The organism is Streptomyces sp. NPDC002104 (genome assembly GCF_053593795.1).
Genome location: NZ_JBSFDF010000004.1, coordinates 1 through 14,774 on the forward strand (window position 1 = coordinate 1; position 14,774 = coordinate 14,774).

General features: G+C 72.0%; 14 protein-coding genes and 1 tRNA gene. 3 read left to right on the forward strand and 12 right to left on the reverse strand.

Annotated features, from left to right (window positions below):
• The coding region (gene ku / locus ACWCP2_RS04840; RefSeq protein WP_450907163.1) for a non-homologous end joining protein Ku at positions 1–910 on the reverse strand (910 nt) is incomplete at its 3' end.
• Positions 911–941: 31 nt separating this feature from the next.
• Between ku and ligD the strand changes: the two genes are divergently transcribed.
• Together ligD and ACWCP2_RS04850 are read left to right on the forward strand one after the other, a co-directional pair.
• Positions 942–1,826, forward strand: coding sequence for a non-homologous end-joining DNA ligase (ligD, locus tag ACWCP2_RS04845; RefSeq protein ID WP_450907164.1), 885 nt, complete (start codon positions 942–944; stop codon positions 1,824–1,826).
• On the forward strand, positions 1,826–2,722 hold the full coding sequence (locus tag ACWCP2_RS04850; protein ID WP_450907362.1) for an ATP-dependent DNA ligase: 897 nt from the start codon (positions 1,826–1,828) through the stop codon (positions 2,720–2,722). The genes ligD and ACWCP2_RS04850 overlap by 1 nt, the downstream gene beginning before the upstream one ends.
• A 90-nt stretch (positions 2,723–2,812) precedes the next feature.
• Here ACWCP2_RS04850 and ACWCP2_RS04855 read toward each other — a convergent pair whose 3' ends face one another.
• The 11 genes from ACWCP2_RS04855 to ACWCP2_RS04905 form a co-directional block, all read right to left on the reverse strand.
• Complete coding sequence (locus tag ACWCP2_RS04855; protein ID WP_450907165.1) at positions 2,813–3,217, reverse strand: DUF6479 family protein; 405 nt, start codon at positions 3,215–3,217, stop codon at positions 2,813–2,815.
• 59 nt (positions 3,218–3,276) lie between these two features.
• On the reverse strand, positions 3,277–4,260 hold the full coding sequence (locus tag ACWCP2_RS04860) for an XdhC family protein (protein ID WP_450907166.1): 984 nt from the start codon (positions 4,258–4,260) through the stop codon (positions 3,277–3,279).
• A 205-nt stretch (positions 4,261–4,465) separates the two neighbouring features.
• Entirely contained in the window at positions 4,466–5,551 is a 1,086-nt protein-coding gene (locus ACWCP2_RS04865) for a zinc finger Ran-binding domain-containing protein (RefSeq protein ID WP_450907167.1), read from the reverse strand.
• A gap of 37 nt (positions 5,552–5,588) precedes the next feature.
• On the reverse strand, positions 5,589–6,095 hold the full coding sequence (locus ACWCP2_RS04870) for a hypothetical protein (RefSeq protein ID WP_450907168.1): 507 nt from the start codon (positions 6,093–6,095) through the stop codon (positions 5,589–5,591).
• Entirely contained in the window at positions 6,092–6,802 is a 711-nt protein-coding gene (locus ACWCP2_RS04875) for a vWA domain-containing protein (protein ID WP_450907169.1), read from the reverse strand. Before ACWCP2_RS04875 ends, ACWCP2_RS04870 begins: the two co-directional genes overlap by 4 nt.
• Positions 6,803–6,862: 60 nt before the next feature.
• Positions 6,863–8,041 (reverse strand): protein kinase domain-containing protein, encoded by a 1,179-nt coding sequence (locus ACWCP2_RS04880; protein WP_450907170.1) that lies wholly within the window; start codon positions 8,039–8,041, stop codon positions 6,863–6,865.
• Complete coding sequence (locus ACWCP2_RS04885) at positions 8,038–9,483, reverse strand: serine/threonine protein phosphatase (RefSeq protein WP_450907171.1); 1,446 nt, start codon at positions 9,481–9,483, stop codon at positions 8,038–8,040. Before ACWCP2_RS04885 ends, ACWCP2_RS04880 begins: the two co-directional genes overlap by 4 nt.
• On the reverse strand, positions 9,480–10,772 hold the full coding sequence (locus ACWCP2_RS04890; RefSeq protein ID WP_450907172.1) for a hypothetical protein: 1,293 nt from the start codon (positions 10,770–10,772) through the stop codon (positions 9,480–9,482). The genes ACWCP2_RS04885 and ACWCP2_RS04890 overlap by 4 nt, the downstream gene beginning before the upstream one ends.
• A 75-nt stretch (positions 10,773–10,847) precedes the next feature.
• Positions 10,848–13,133, reverse strand: coding sequence for a hypothetical protein (locus tag ACWCP2_RS04895; protein ID WP_450907173.1), 2,286 nt, complete (start codon positions 13,131–13,133; stop codon positions 10,848–10,850).
• A gap of 86 nt (positions 13,134–13,219) precedes the next feature.
• Complete coding sequence (locus tag ACWCP2_RS04900) at positions 13,220–13,618, reverse strand: hypothetical protein (protein ID WP_450907174.1); 399 nt, start codon at positions 13,616–13,618, stop codon at positions 13,220–13,222.
• Positions 13,619–14,104: 486 nt separating this feature from the next.
• Positions 14,105–14,176 (reverse strand) — tRNA-Arg (locus tag ACWCP2_RS04905).
• Between the two features lie 100 nt (positions 14,177–14,276).
• Here ACWCP2_RS04905 and ACWCP2_RS04910 point away from each other — a divergent pair.
• On the forward strand, positions 14,277–14,753 hold the full coding sequence (locus ACWCP2_RS04910) for a response regulator (RefSeq protein ID WP_450907363.1): 477 nt from the start codon (positions 14,277–14,279) through the stop codon (positions 14,751–14,753).
• Positions 14,754–14,774 lie beyond the last annotated feature (21 nt).

Genomic DNA, 14,774 nt, shown 5'->3' on the forward strand with positions numbered 1-14,774 from the left:
GAGCCCGTCCGGGGCGCAGAAGCGCGGACAGTCCGCAGGCTTCACGGCAAATGCGTTCCGGATGGGGCGTGTTGTGAGGAGACGATTCCATCGGCTCCTCCGGCGGCGAAGCCGCCCCCGCCCCCGCCCGAGACGCCTTCGCCGCCCGCACACTGCTCTCCAACGCCGCCATCAGGTCGATGACCTGCCCACCCGCACCCTCCACCGCCGGCCCCGCCGCCACCGCCGGTTCGCCGCCACCGGCCTTCGCCGCGACCATCGCCTCCACCGCCTCGCGGTAGTCGTCGCGCAGCGAGTCCATGTCGACCTCCCCCAGCGTTGCCATCAGCGCGTCCGCCAGGTCCAGCTCGGCCTCCCGCACCGACACCGTGCCCTCGGGCGCCACCCCCTCCGGAGCCCGGATCTCGTCCGGCCACAGCAGCCCGTGCATCGCGATCACGTCGTCGACGACCCGTAGCATCCCCAGCCGCTCCCGCCCCCGCAGCGCGTACTTCGCGATCGCGACCTTCCGGCTCCGCTTCAGCGCCTCCCGCAGCAGCGTGTACGGCTTGGCCGCCGTGGCCCCGCTCGCCGCGAGGTAGTACGCCGCGTCCATCTGCAGCGGATCGATCTGATCGGCCGGCACGAACGAAACGATCTCGATCGTCTTCGCGGTGGCGATCGGCAGCTGCGCCAGATCCTCATCGGTGATCGGAATGATCGACCCGTCCGCCTCCTCGTACCCCTTGCCGATCTCGGCGGTGGACACCTCCTCCCCGTCCAGCTCGCAGACCTTGCGGTAGCGGACGCGCCCGCCGTCGCTGACATGGATCTGGCGGAAGGAGATCGAGTGGCTCTCAGTGGCGTTCACGAGCTTGATCGGAATGCTGACCAAGCCGAAGGAGATCGCCCCGTTCCATATGGATCGCACGGTTCCTCCTGTTTCGTGGCAATCTCATCGTATGACGCCGATCACCCTGGTGGAGGGCCGTCGTATTCCGCTCAGCAACCTCGACAAGGTCCTCTACCCGGAGACCGGTTTCACGAAGGGCGAGGTCCTCCACTACTACGCCACGGTCGCGGGCTCCCTGCTCGCCCACATCCACGACCGCCCGGTGTCCTTCCTGCGCTATCCCGACGGCCCGGACGGACAGCTCTTCTTCACCAAGAACCCTCCGCCCGGTACCCCCGCCTGGGTGAAGACCACGCCCGTGCCCCGCTCGGAGGACCTCCGGGCCGAGCAGGTGGTCGTCGCCGACCTGCCCACCCTCATGTGGGCGGCCAACCTCGTCGTCGAGTTCCACACCCCCCAGTGGCCGGCCGGTGCCCCCGCCCTCGCCGACCGCCTGATCCTCGACCTCGACCCGGGTCCCCCCGCCACCGTCGTCGAATGCTCCGCCGCCGCCCTCTGGCTCCGCGACCGCCTCACCGCCGACGGCCTCCACGCCTGCGCCAAAACCTCCGGCTCCAAGGGCCTGCACCTGGCGGTGCCCCTCGAACCGACCCCCTCCGAGCAGGTGTCGGCGTACGCGAAGGCCCTCGCCCAGGAGGCCGAGCGCGAGCTCCCCGACCTCGTCGTGCACCGGATGACCAAGGCGCTGCGCCCGGGCAAGGTCTTCGTCGACCACAGTCAGAACGCCGCCGCCAAGACCACGGCGGCCCCGTACACGCTGCGCGCCCGCACCCTGCCCACGGTCTCCGCCCCCGTCTCCTGGGTCGAGGTCGAGGCCTGCCGCACCCCCTCCGACCTGGTCTTCCTCGCCGACGACATCGCCCCCCGGCTCGCCCGCGACGGAGACCTCTTCGCGCCCCTCCTCGACCCCGGCCTGGCCGGGCGGCTCCCGTGATCACCGTCGCGCTCGCCGCCGCCGTACGGACCCTGCCGCGCGGGCCCGGTCTCGCGTACGAGCCGAAGTTCGACGGCCACCGTCTCGTCATCGTCCGCACCGACCGCGCCGTTGACGGGGTGGTCCTCCAAGCCCGCTCCGGCCGCATCGTCACCGCGGCCTTCCCCGACCTCGCGGCAGCCGCCCACCACCTGCCCGCCGGGACCGTCCTGGACGGGGAGGTGGTGATCTGGCACGCCGGCCGCACCGAGTTCGCGCTCGTACAGCGCCGGGCCGCCGCCGCCTCGGCCGCGCGGGCCGCCGTACTGGCCCAGACGCTGCCGGCCTCGTACGCGGCCTTCGACGTACTGGAACTCGCCGGGCTGGACCTGCGCGCCCGGCCGTACGAACGCCGGCGCGCCCTCCTCGTGGACCTCCTCCTGCCGCTGGGGCCGCCCCTCCAGCCGGTCCCCATGACCACGGACCCCGAACTGGCGGAGACCTGGTACGAGACCCTGCCCGCGAGCGGCATCGAGGGCCTGGTCGTCAAACGGATGGACCAGCCCTACCCCGCCGGCCGCCGGGGCTGGTACAAACTCCGCCACACCAACGTCCGGGACGCGGCGGTGGTCGGCTACACGGGCACCGCCCGCCGTCCCCTCGCGCTCGTCCTGGTCCTGCCGGTCGGTGACGAGGCCCCGCTGGTCTCCAGCCCCCTGACGGCGCCGCTGCGCACCGAGGTGGCGGCGGCGCTGGCAGCCCGCGCCCCGCTGCCGGCCGGGGCCGCCACCATCACGGCCATCGGCCTGGGCGAGGTCCCCTTCCACCCCCTGGACCCGCCGCTGACGGCCGAGGTCCGCCACACCTCGACCCGGCACCCGCCACCGGAGGTACTGCGCCTGCGCACAGACCTGTGACCCGCGGCGGGCTGCGCCACGGGTCACGGGTCACGGGGTCGGCTGCCGGCTCAGCGGCTCAGATGCTCAGCGGTTCGGCAGTTCAGCGGATCAGTCGTGCGCGCCCCGCCCCGAATTGGGCGGGGAACCGGGCTGCGGGTGGGGTCCCGGCCCCTCGACGTGCCGGTGACCCGATTCCCGCCGGGCCCTGACCTCCTCCGGATGGAGGGAGGTGGTGGAGCCGAAGTTTCCGTAGCCCTGCATCTCGTGCGGGCGCAGGCCGCTCTCGGGGAAGTCCACGTAGTCCCGCTCCTCGCGCACCTCGTGCACGGCGCCGCCCTCGGGCAGGTGCGGCTGGCTCTCGGGAGTGGGCGGTGCGGGTTCCTGTGCCCGGACCCGCTTGCCCAGCAAGAAGCCGCCGAGCAGGAAGCCGACCACGATGAGCCCGACGACCAGGAACCACGCGATGTTGGTCAGTGTCCTGTCCACCGCGAGAAAGGTCAGAGTCGTGTCCATACAACCCATTTTCCCGCATGTACGCCCATATCACCCGATCAAGCCCGTGGGCCGCCCCCTCACCCCCGGAGCGGACCGTCCGCGTCCCGCACCCCGCGCACCTCGCGGCCTCCGAGCACCGCCAGGATCTCCGCACAGATGGCCAGCGCCGTCTCGGCCGGCGTCTGCCCGCCCAGATCCAGCCCGATCGGCCCGTGCACCGTCCGCAGCAGCTCCTCGCTCACCCCCGCCGAGAGCAGCCCCTCGCGCCGCCGCGCGGTGGTCTTGCGGGAACCGAGCGCACCGACGTACGGAACCCCCAGCGCGAGCGCGGTCCGCAGCGTCGGCACGTCGAACTCCGGATCATGGCTCAGCATCGCCAGACAGGCGGCGTCCCGCCGCGCCCCGAGCAGCTTCGCGGCCTCACTGACGTCGGTGACCACGCTCACCTCCCACCCGAGCAGCCGGGCCTGGGCCTCGATGACCTCGGCCAGCTCCCCGCCCCCGCCGATCACCACGTACGGAGCCGACGGGTACGCCTCCACGAGCACCAGCCCGGATCCCGCGTACAACGCGTCCCGCCCGGGCCGCCGCGTCCTCAGCAGCTCCCCGGCCCGCCGCTCGGCGTCCCCGGAAGGCTGGTCCGCCCCCCGTACGACCACACTCACCGCCTGATCGGCCCGCTCGTTCAACTGCGTCACGAGCGCTACCCCGACCCCCTGCCCGAGCAGCTCCCACCACTCACCGGGAATCGCACCCAGCGGCTGCAACAGCACCTCGGCCTGCCCGCCACACGTCAGCTTCGCCTCGACGGCCTCCCCGGCCCCGACGGAAACCTCGCACACCCGCGCGGTCTCCCCGGCCCCCATGGAGGCGGCCTCCGCCACCAGCTCGGCATCGAACACCCCCCGGTACAGGGCCCCGACGCACTCGCCCTTCACATCCACGAGCACGGCCCCGGCCGGATCCCGGGGCCCGAACCCCTGCTCGGTCACGGGCCGCGCCAGAAACCCGACCCGCCCCTCGGCCACCCACCGCCGCGCCGTCTCCACCAAGTCACGCATTTCGCGCCGCCCCATCCTCACCGTCAGAGCACGCCACAAAGCACCAGGTCAACGACACGAAGTGGCCTCCACCCCAACCTACGCACCCCCGCCCCCACCCCCCACCCCCCAAAACCCACAGACCCACCCCCACATCCTTCGTACGGACCACCGGAACGGAACCCGCCCAGGTGGGGCCGAGCGCTGATCCGGGCCGTGCGCGCGGTCAGCCGGGGGAGGGCTCCGGGGTCAGTGATTCCTCACCGATCCGGTTTCCGGACCGGTAGATGGTGACGACTCCGTCGTGGATCTCGTACCGGTACGGATCGTTGCGCGCCGTGTAGCCCTTCGCGGTCCTGACCGCCGGCATGGCGATCCCCGGCTCGCGGCGGTCGCTGAACTCGCCGAAGTAGTAGAGCTTTCCGCCCGTGGTCAGGCACAGGGTGATCTGTTTGTTCCCCGTGCGGAACGCGGTTTCCAGGCTCGCCCCGGCGCCGTCGGGCAGGGAGTCGGCGATCCGGCCCGGGCAGGTGCCGGCACTCCGGGGGGATTCCTCGGAGGCGGGGGTGGACCCGCCGCCCGTCCCGAAGGAGGAGGACAGTGCCGAGCAGCCTTGGCTGAGGGCGTACAGGGCGACCGGGACGACGATCAGTGCGAGGCAGCCCTTGCCGCCACCGCTCTTCCTTCCGGCGGGCGGTGTCCACCCGCCCGGCGGGAGCCAGACCCGGGGGTCCGGTGGGGGAGGCGCCGGCGGAACGTAGGGAGGGGGAGGGGGCGGGGGAGGCGCCGTGCGGTGTGCCGCGGGAGGGATGTAGCCGACGGTGGCCGGAGGCGGGAAGAAGGCCTCGCCGCGCTCCGGTGTCGGACGCGAGGAGGCCGGCGGCACGCGGGTGGGGCCGGAGCGGAATCCGGGTGCGGCCGCACGGCCTCCGGCGGGGGTCTTCGCTCCGGTTCCGGTTCCGGTTCCGGGGCCGGGGCCGGTTCCGGTGCCCGTCCGAGTGCCGGAGCGGCCGGACGTTCCCCTGGATCCGGCCGGCGAGGACGTACGGGTGCTCGCGCCCGGGGCCGGGCGGGGGCCCGGCGCCTTCGGCGCGGTCCTCTTCCTCGCCGCAGCCTTCTGCGCCGAGGCCTTCCAGCCGGTGCCGCACGCGATGCACGACGGATCCGTGGGATCGTTGCGCGTACTGCAGTCGACGCAGGTCCACGGTCCGGGAGCCGCGCCGCTCCGACGGGTCCCGCAGGTGGTGCAGTTCTTCTCCTCCTGCGCATTGAACTCGTCGCAGTCGCGGCACCTCCAGTTCGTCTCGGTCACCCCGGGTTCCTTTCACGTCCCGTGCGCGGCCCGGGAGTCACGCCGCCGGTCCGGTTGCCATCCGGGAGAGGACTTCCGCGTACAACGTCTCGCTGATCCCCGAAGCGGGCGAGACGATCCATCCGGGGTCGCCGGACGGAATCCGGACGGGGACCTCGTCATCCGGTCCGGATGCGGATGCGGATGCGGACTCGGACTCGGATTCGGACTCGGATTCGGATTCGCGCTCGGGTTCGGGCTCGGTGGTCTCGGGGATGGAGTAGGTGCGGCGGAGCAGTTCCGCGGTCTCCAGAGCCTCGTGGTGGTGACCATCCGGCACGGCGACCCGGACGACGACCAGCCCGTCGCCGTCCCCGTCCTGCTGGCGGAAGCGCAGGATCAGCTGATGCGCGCCGTCCTGGGCGCGCAGGCTGATCGACTCGCAGTTGTCCGTGAACGCGCTGATCGTCCCCCACGAGAACTCGCAGGTGAGCGCGAGCCTCTCGGAGGCATCCGCCGTGCCCTCGTGGAGCCGGAAGCGAGGCCACCACAGCAGTGTTCTCACAGACTGTTCGCGATCGTCTCGATGATCTCGTCCATCTCGAACTCCTCCAGTCCGTCGCCGGCCTTGGAAGCGAAATGCAGCGTCAGGTCCCACTCCTCCGCGATCGGGTCCGACCACGGGGCCTGATCGGGTGCGAAGAGGACGAGGCGCTTGGCCGACTGCTCCATCACGGAGGTCTGGCTGCGGGCGTACCCCCACTGTTCGAAGAGGTCGTCCAGCGACCGGGGGATGTCCTTCGGGTACGTCGCCGCGGTGACGCCGACGGTGCCGAGCGGGTGGGCCGGCGCGTCGGTGAACATGACCACCACGTGGCGACGGCGGTCGAGCCCCGTCTCCCAGGGAGAGTTGACAGCCAGGGCGAGGGCTTCCAGGCCCGACTCGGGAATGTCACCGCCGCCGGTGGCGTCGATCGACTCCACGAACTTCTCGAACTCCCGGGCCTGATCGGGCAGGCGCAGGAACGGGGTCTCCTCGATGGCGTCGGAAGGGTCGTCCCCGAAGTCGCGGAAGGCGATGACCTTCAGCCGGAGCTGGCTGATGGCCTTGCCCTTCTTTCCCATCACCTGGTCCAGCCGGTCATGGAACTGCAAAGCGCTCGACTTGACCGTGTCGAGAACGGGGAACATGGAGGCGGTGGCATCGATGCACAGCACGATGTCGACCGCGTACTGCAGGTTGCCCCGGTACTGGTTCATTTCGGCGTTCATGTGTTCTCTCTCGCGAGGAGGGCGGTGGCCGCGGTTCGCGCGGCGCGGGTGGTCTTACCGTCAGGAGGGGCGCCGGCCACCGAAATTGATGCGGACGCGCGAGACCTTCGGATCCTTGGCCCCGGGAGCCGCCTCCTCGGAGGGAGCGGGCCTCGGAGGCGGCGGGGCGGCGGCCGAACGGGGTGCGGACCCCGTGAGGTTGGTACGGATCCGGCTGCCACGCGGTGCGGTTCCGGCCGTCCCGGTGGTTCCGGCCGTCCCCGTGGCGGCCGTCCCCGTGGTCCCGGCCGTTCCGGCCGACGCGCCGCGACCGGCTCCGGGCTTGCTCCCGGTCGCCGTGGCGTGGTGCAGGGCGCATACCTGGGGGTCGGCCAGAGCCTTCAGGAACGTGGACATCCGCGGCCGCTTGCCGGGCGACCTCGAGGTCATCGCCCGGATCAGGCCCTGCATGCTGTCCGCCAGCCGGGGGTCGACGTCGAGCACCTCGCCGGAGTTGACCGCGTCGGCAGGTGATCCGAACCGGCTGTCATAGCCGGGTACGGCACCGGTGAGGTACTGGTGCGTCATCAGCCCCAGGGCGAACACGTCGACCGCGCAGGTGAGGTGCTCGGGCCCGACCGTCCCGTCCTCCTGCATGTACCGGCGCCATTCGGGCGCCCCGTACAGGGAGTCCCCGGCCACCTCCTGCGGCCCGGGTGGGCTGCCCGATACGTAGGAGTCGTCGAAGTCGATGAGTTTGGCGGTGTGGAAGGCGGCTCCCTCCCGCTTCTGCACCAGCACGTTCAGCGGTTTCAGGTCACCGTGCACCACATCGATGTCGTGCAACTGCTGCAGGCTCAGCCCCAGGGTCTTCAGCAGCACGGTCTTCTGGCGCGGTTCGAGGGAGTGCGGCTTCTCCAGGGTGGACGTGTCGATGCGCTCGGTGACCTTGTAGTAGGTGCTCCCCTCGTGGAAGAAGTCCCGGGCGAGCACCAGATTCCCGCCGCCGCGCGCGTCCGGACGCAGCCGCTTCATCAAGCCGCGGTGGCGGTCCTCGAACTCCCGGCACAGTTCGAGACGGATCCGTACGCTCTTGCTGGCCGGATCGGACCCCTCCCGCGGCCGCTTCGGTTCCAGGAACCGCTTCAGGAAGAACTCCTCGCCGTCCTTCTCCGCGAACGCCCAGACGCATTTCCCGCCATTGGCATTGGTGGGCTCGGTGATGACGCGGTAGCCCGCGATGGTGTCGCCCAGTTTCACGACGTCTCCTCTTCGGGGTCCGGGGGAAGGAAGCACTCGTACCCAGTGCGGTAGGCCTTCCACGTGGAGTCCTGCCAGGCCCGTACCCGTGCGGTCGGGACGGGGTCACCCGGCCTGTCGAAGCGCCCGATCTCGTCTTCGAGCTGCCGGTGGCGTTCGATGAAGTCGCGCTGGAGGGCGCCGAAGTCCGCGTAGCCGAGGGCGGTCACCACCAGCGTGGCGTCGTCGCCCGTGCGATCGGTCAGCTCGTCACGCAGTCGCTCGCCCCACGCCGTGGGGCTCTGGGCTCCCCGCAGCGTGCGCAGCAGGAGCCTTTCGAAGTCGGCCGGAGTGTCCACGTACCCGAAGCACCCGTCCGTCGCGGTGACCAGGACGCACGGCAGCTCGATCTCCCGGAGGTAGCGCGAGGCGATGGTGAACGGCCGGTCGGAACAGACCAGATTGGTCATCGGCGGATCGCTCCGGAGCAGCTCCAGGGCATCGCTCTCCTGGGTGTGGTCGCGGGTCAGGACTTGCAGTCCGGGCCCGGGGCGCAGGACGTAGGCCCGGGAGTCCCCTGCCCACAGCGCACGGATTTCCAGGGCGCGGTCCGTACGGTTCGCACGGCCGGCGTGGTCCACCCGGGCGGGGCGGACGGCGTAGAGCAATGCGGCCAAGGTGGTCGGCAGTTGCCGGCGCATGGTCCCGCCGAGATTGCTCGGCCGGTGCGGTGCGTGCGCGAGGAACCGCCCGAGATCGGCATGGAGTCCGTCGGCCGTCGGCTCGGTGAGGCCCTGGCCCACCTTGTGGAACCAGCACTCGGTGGCCAGTCTGGCGACACGGGAACCGGTCCAGGCACTGGTCATCATGGAGTCGGGCCCGGACCACGCCGGGGAGGATCCGGCCCCGCCGGCACCGTCGAAGACGGCCAGCACACCCTGCCCGCTCCCTCGGTGGACGGCGAGGAGGGGCTCGGCGTCCTCGCCGCGCCCCGGTACCCGTTCGGTCCACACGACCACGGACAGCAGGTCCGCTTCCTCGCACGTCCAGACGGTCGGAGGAGGCGCCACCGGTGCCACCGGTCCCACCGGTGCTGCCGGTGCCGACGGCGCCGCCGGTGCCGCCGGTGCTGCCGGTGCCGCCGGTGCGAAGGCCTCGTAGCGCTGGACCGCGGGTGCGGGCAGCGGGCCGCCGACGGGCAGGGGCACGGCGGAGTGTTCCGGGGCTTCCTGGTCGAAGACCTCCTCGCCACGGCGGGCGGATGGCGTCCCGCGCTCCGCTTCCTGGCCCTGAGCGGCCGGCCAGGGCGCGGAGGCCGGCCAGGGAGCGGAGGCCGGACAGGGGGGCGCGTCCGGAGCGGTCACCGGCACTCCGGCCGCACGCTCGCCCGGGTGCCCGGCCGCGGACGATTCCGCGCCGGCCCGGGCCCCGTGCGTATCGACGGGCTCGTACTTCCCCCTCATGGCCGCGTCTCCCGTGCGTCGTCCCGCTGAGGCCGCTTCGCCGTACCGCGCACCCTGCTCTCGCGGCGCACCACCGGACCGTCGGTGACCGCGGAGTCGCGCTCGTCCTCGGGGACGGCGTCAGGGGCGGCGCCCTCGGCGTCACCTCCGGCCCGCTCACCCCGCGGGGCCAGCCGCCCCCCGGACCGGTCGCCCGGCACCCGGACGGTCCCTCGCGACGGCAGCGGCTCGTCGTCGGGAGGTGCGGAGGCCGCCGATGGAGCCGAGCCGCGGGCTGCCGCGACACCGCCGCGTCGCTCGCCACGGTGTGCGCGGGCGCCCTCGCCGCCGGGGCGCGGGGACACGACCTCGCCCCGCAGCGCGGGCCGGTCCGCCACCCGGGAGGACTCCTCCGCGCGCGGAGAATCCGCGCCCCTCGCGGAGGTCAGTGATCCCTTGAGCCGCCCGCTCCGGGAGCCCTCGCCGAACAAGCCGCCGCCGTCGCCGACGAGGTCCTCGAGGACCGTCCGCTCCAGCTCTGCCTGCTCGAACGGCTCCCTGTCCCCGTCGCCGCGCTTGAGAACCAACTCCGCCGCCGCCAGCCGCGCGTTCCGCTCCTCGGCCTTGCGCTTCTCGACCCACGCGAGGGCGGCCCTGGGGCCCTCCCGTTCCATGACCTCGGCCACCAGGCCCGCCTCGCCCTCCTCGCGCAGCAGATCCAGGTGACGCTCCCGGCGCATGCGGTCGAGCCTGGTCTCGCGCACCACATCGCGGTACTCGCGACCGCTGGCGGCGATCTCGTCCTCGTCCACCATGAGTTCGAGGTGGATGTTCCGCAGCCGGATCGCCGAGTCCCCGGGGAACGCCCGCAGGGTGCTGTTGAGCGCCGATTCCGCCTCGTGGAACTCGGCGATGTCGTAATTCCGCGACACCTCCCGCAGCATGCGGCGCAGGTGCCCGTACAGCGCACCGCTCATGTCGTGGATGCCGCGGCGCACGACCTCCGCGGGATCGGCGACCCGGCAGACGAGGTCGACCCGCCCGCGGAAGGAAAAGGTCGGGTCCCGGCTGAGCAGCGGCTCGACGTCCAGGACGAGCCGGTGCTCGGTCAGGTCGACGGTGAAAACGCTCTGGTACGCGCCGAAGCGTGCCGACGGGATCTCCTCGCCGCTCCGCACCGTCAGCGCGTCCCCACTGTCCAGGACCAGGACCAGTGCACGGCCGGGCTCGGGAGGCTTCAGTGGGCTTGCCAGCCGCCACTTCGGAAGCGTCTGGCTGTCAAGAACCGGGTCGTACGTCAGATCGTTCACGATCCGCCTTCCCTCTCCTCTTGCTCCTCGCCCATCTCAGGCATCCCAGGACTTCGTGGTGCGGCTGCTCCCTGGTCACCGGCGTACGAGAGCACCGTGCAGGACCGCCGCCGTTTCGGACGGTTTGTCGCGGTCCCGGGCCCAGCGGTCGAGCCAGTACAGCAACCGCTGCCGGTGCTTGCCGGGTCGTCCGGCGATGTCGGTCACCAGCGTGGTGAGGAGGGCGGCGCCGCCCGGCACCAGAGGGGCGTACACGTCGAGCCAGCGCCGCAACGCGTCCAGCGCGGACTCCTGTACCGGCTTGCGCGCCAGCGCCCGTGCCCAGAGTTCGGCAAGCCGGCCGGGGTGCTCGTGCAGCAGGGTGAGGAGCAGGGGAACTCCCGGCACGGCCTCCCCGGCGGTCCCGGTGGTGCCCGCGATGCCGGTGGTGGCCGGTTCGTACGGCTGGGACACGGCGAAGACGAAGGCCGACAGCGTCTTGACCACGAGCGGTGAGAGATCCTGCGGTGCGGACCACTGGAGGTAGCCCTCCAGGACGTACCCGGCGCGTCCCTGGTGGATCAGGTGTACGCCTCCCCAGGCGACCGGCGTCAGAGTGCCCCAGTCGTCGTCGCGGTCCAGGGCGGCGCGGAGCACGCCCACGGCGCGCTCGGGGGAGTTGCGGCCGAGCAGCCCGCCCACGGCGTTCGCCGCGGTACCGGCCAGGCGGCGCTCATGGGCGGAGGAGCCCGAGCCGGCCCACTGGCGCAGCACTTCCCAGACCTGTTCCTCGGTGTCGGGCCTGCTGCCCGACACTCCGAGCGCGGTGGCCGCCGCTTGCCTGAGCGGCCAGGAGGTACTGCCCGCCCACGGTTTGAGGAGGCGGTACACCGCGTAGTGATGGTCGGCCCAGGCCAGCACCCCGGCGGCGACCGCGGCCCTGGCACGGACTTCCAGGTCCGCGTGGGTCAGCAGGGTGCGCAGCCAGGTCAAGATGGCGTCCCGGCGTCCGTCGAGCGTGGTCCACGCATAGGCGAGGACCACCTGGCGGAGCAGGGAACTGCGGAATCGCACGCGGGGCGGCCCGCCGGCCGAGGACGGCTCCACCCGAAGCCACGGCTGCTCGTCGGCGAGGCGGTCCCGGAACCGGACATCCGCCGGAGCCGGCTCCGGCTCGGCGAACGCGGACCGCAGCCGGATCGCGGCTTCGGCGACCGTGAGGTAGCTGCTGTCCTCCAGTACGGCCGCGGCCAGCGCGAAGGCGAGCGCGTCCGGATCGCGGTGCCGTTGGAACCACTCGTGGACCTGGTCGCTCGGATCGCGCAGCTCCGCGACCGCGGCCGCGAGGTCGCCGTCCGCGCGCAGCACCGCGGCCAGCCGGGCCGCGTGGTGCGCCGACGGGCGCTCGAGCAGAGCGGCGACGGCCCCGTGACGCTCCAGCAGGGCGTACAGATCATCGCGCGTCGCACGGTCCGCACCGTGGCCGAGCACGCGGCGTTCCACCACCATCAGCGGGTCCGCTGCGGTCAGCCGCTGCCACGCCAGCAGTCCCATGCCCGGTCCCGCCAGGGCGAGTTCCAGCCCCTGGCCTCCTACGAGGACCAGGAAGCAGCCGGCCGCCTTCAGGACCGCCGTCACACGGCGGACGGCCGCGGAGTCCCAGGCGTCCGTACTCGCCGGAGAGTCGTCGAAGCTCACCAGGAATCCGCATTGCCCGATCGGTGGAGCCCAGGTCGGCTCCGTGACTGCCGACGGGTCGAGAAGGCGGTGGCAGCCGCCTTCGCCCTCCTTGTCACTGCCGAGACCGGTACCGCTCTGCGCCATGACCTCGGCCAGCAGGTTGACCGCCGTGGCCTCGCGGCCGCTGCCCGGAGCCGCGGTGAGGGCCACGAGATGGCCGGTCCGCAGGGCGTCGAGGGCCGGTTCGTACTCCGCGGGAGGTACGAACCAGTCCGTATGGTCCTGCAGTTCGACCGCGTCGAGGGCAACAGACGCGGTATTGCTGCGGCCTCCGGGGTGGCGGGAGGCGCCGCCGGTGTGGAAGCCGCCCCCGAAACTCACCGTCTCGTTGAACAGGGCGAGCGTGCCGATGCGGGTCCCGGCCGTGTCCGCGTTCAGGCGCTCGGCGATCAGGTCGGCGATGGCCCCCGCACGCCGTGCCTCGCTCCGCTCGGAAGGATCGCCGTCACCCTCCTCGTCGCCGCCGTCGACGAGTGAGCGGAGCGCGTCGCTCTCACTCACCGGGCCCTCGGGGTCGCGGCCTTCGGCCCGCGCCGAGGAGGCTCCGGGGACTCGGCCGTCGCCCTCCGCGGAACGGGCAGGGCCGTGCGGCTCCGGATCGGGGCCGTCGACGGGGTCGGCCCGTCGCGCTTCCGTGCTCATGGAGGAATGAACTCTCGTGACGACGGGTGACGGATCGTTCGCGGAGACGGGCCGTCACGGCGGCCGACCGCGCAGGTCAGGTCAGGTCAGTTGATGTTCCAGTCGCCCTTGATCTCGACCTTCTCGTTGAACACCTGGGCGTTCTTGATGACGGCGGCGCTCACCTGCGGGGCCCGGGCACGCTGCGCGTTCACCGTCTCCTGGAGGAGGCTTCGTACATCGTTCTCGAAGGCGCTGTCCCTCAGCATGTGGGCCAGCAGGATCCGGTGGAGTTCCTCGCGTGCCTGCGCGTCGGCCGGGTCCCGGCGAACCGACTCCATGGCCTCCTCGGCGACGGCATCGCCCCGGAACCGCGCCCTGATCCGCTCGACGAGACGAGCCCCGCCGCCCCACCCCGAGCGCCCGGCCTCCGAGCCCATCGACTCGAGGGCTCCCTTGACGACAAGAGCGACGCCGGCTGCGGCAACCGCTGTGATCGGATCCACGTCTTCCCCCGGTCCGGCACATGTGCCGGGTGTCCTGAGGTCGGCACATAAGAAGAGGCCACTTTAGGGAGCGGAACGGGTTCCCGCTCCCGCCACCGACAGGTTGGCCGAAAGCCTCCCCGCGCAGCACCCGGGCCGGAGCCCGGGAACAAAGCCGGTCCGGTCCAACCGCCCCGGCCCGGCCCGGACGAAGTAGGCGCGAATCGTTCGCCTGAGCCCCACCCCAACAGGAAGAGCCACGCACCCCCAACACCACGAGCCGAACCCGCCGGTGGCGGAGTCCCGGCCCTCGCACACCGGTAGCCCAAGAAAACCCGGCGCCCCCACCCGCTGACACGGCCCTCGACGCCCGACCCCGGCGCCGCGCCTCCCACCACGAGGCGCACGCTCCCCGCAGCTGCTCCCGACCACCCGGCACCGGACATACGCGAAGACCCCGTCTCAGCGAACTCGCTGATGGCGGGGTCTTGGGCACTCCTTGCGAAGTGCCCCCGGCAGGATTCGAACCTGCGCACACGGCTCCGGAGGCCGTTGCTCTATCCCCTGAGCTACGGGGGCGCTGTCGCTGGTGTTGCGGCGACGGGTTGAACACTACCAGCTTCCGGACGGTGATCAGGAACGGATTCCGGGGGAGGGGGGCGTGGGTCGCTCGGACGGGGTGGAAGTGGCAAAAAGCCGGACGCGGGGGCCGGGGCGGACCTACTCTCGAGTTGTGTCAGGCGCCTCGGGCCGGGTGCTTGTTGTCGACGACAACAAGGTCATCCGGCAGCTGATCAGGGTCAATCTCGAGCTGGAGGGCTTCGAGGTCGTGACCGCGAACGATGGTGCCGAGTGCCTGGACGTCGTTCATCATGTGCTGCCCGATGCGATCACCCTTGATGTGGTCATGCCTCGTCTGGACGGGTTCGGGGCCGCCGCGCAGTTGCGGGCCGACCCGAGGACGCGGCATCTGCCCGTTGCGATCGTGAGCGCCTGTACGCAAGCCGAGGTCGAGGCCGGGATCGCCGCCGGTGTGGACGCCTTTCTCGCCAAGCCCTTCGAGCCCGCGGAGCTGGTGCGGGTCGTGCGCCGGCTCATCGAGCGCCGCGACCGGAGGGAGCGGAAGGGTGCCCCCGCCGGCAGAGGAAGAGGATGACCCCCCTTCGGGGTCATCCGT

Coding starts and splice junctions, on each gene's coding strand:
- ligD (WP_450907164.1), top strand. CDS start 942: ATGACGCCGATCACCCTGGTGGAGGGCCGTCGTATTCCGCTCAGCAAC.
- ACWCP2_RS04855 (WP_450907165.1), bottom strand. CDS start 3,217: ATGGACACGACTCTGACCTTTCTCGCGGTGGACAGGACACTGACCAAC.
- ACWCP2_RS04860 (WP_450907166.1), bottom strand. CDS start 4,260: ATGCGTGACTTGGTGGAGACGGCGCGGCGGTGGGTGGCCGAGGGGCGG.
- ACWCP2_RS04875 (WP_450907169.1), bottom strand. CDS start 6,802: ATGAACGCCGAAATGAACCAGTACCGGGGCAACCTGCAGTACGCGGTC.
- ACWCP2_RS04885 (WP_450907171.1), bottom strand. CDS start 9,483: ATGAGGGGGAAGTACGAGCCCGTCGATACGCACGGGGCCCGGGCCGGC.
- ACWCP2_RS04895 (WP_450907173.1), bottom strand. CDS start 13,133: ATGAGCACGGAAGCGCGACGGGCCGACCCCGTCGACGGCCCCGATCCG.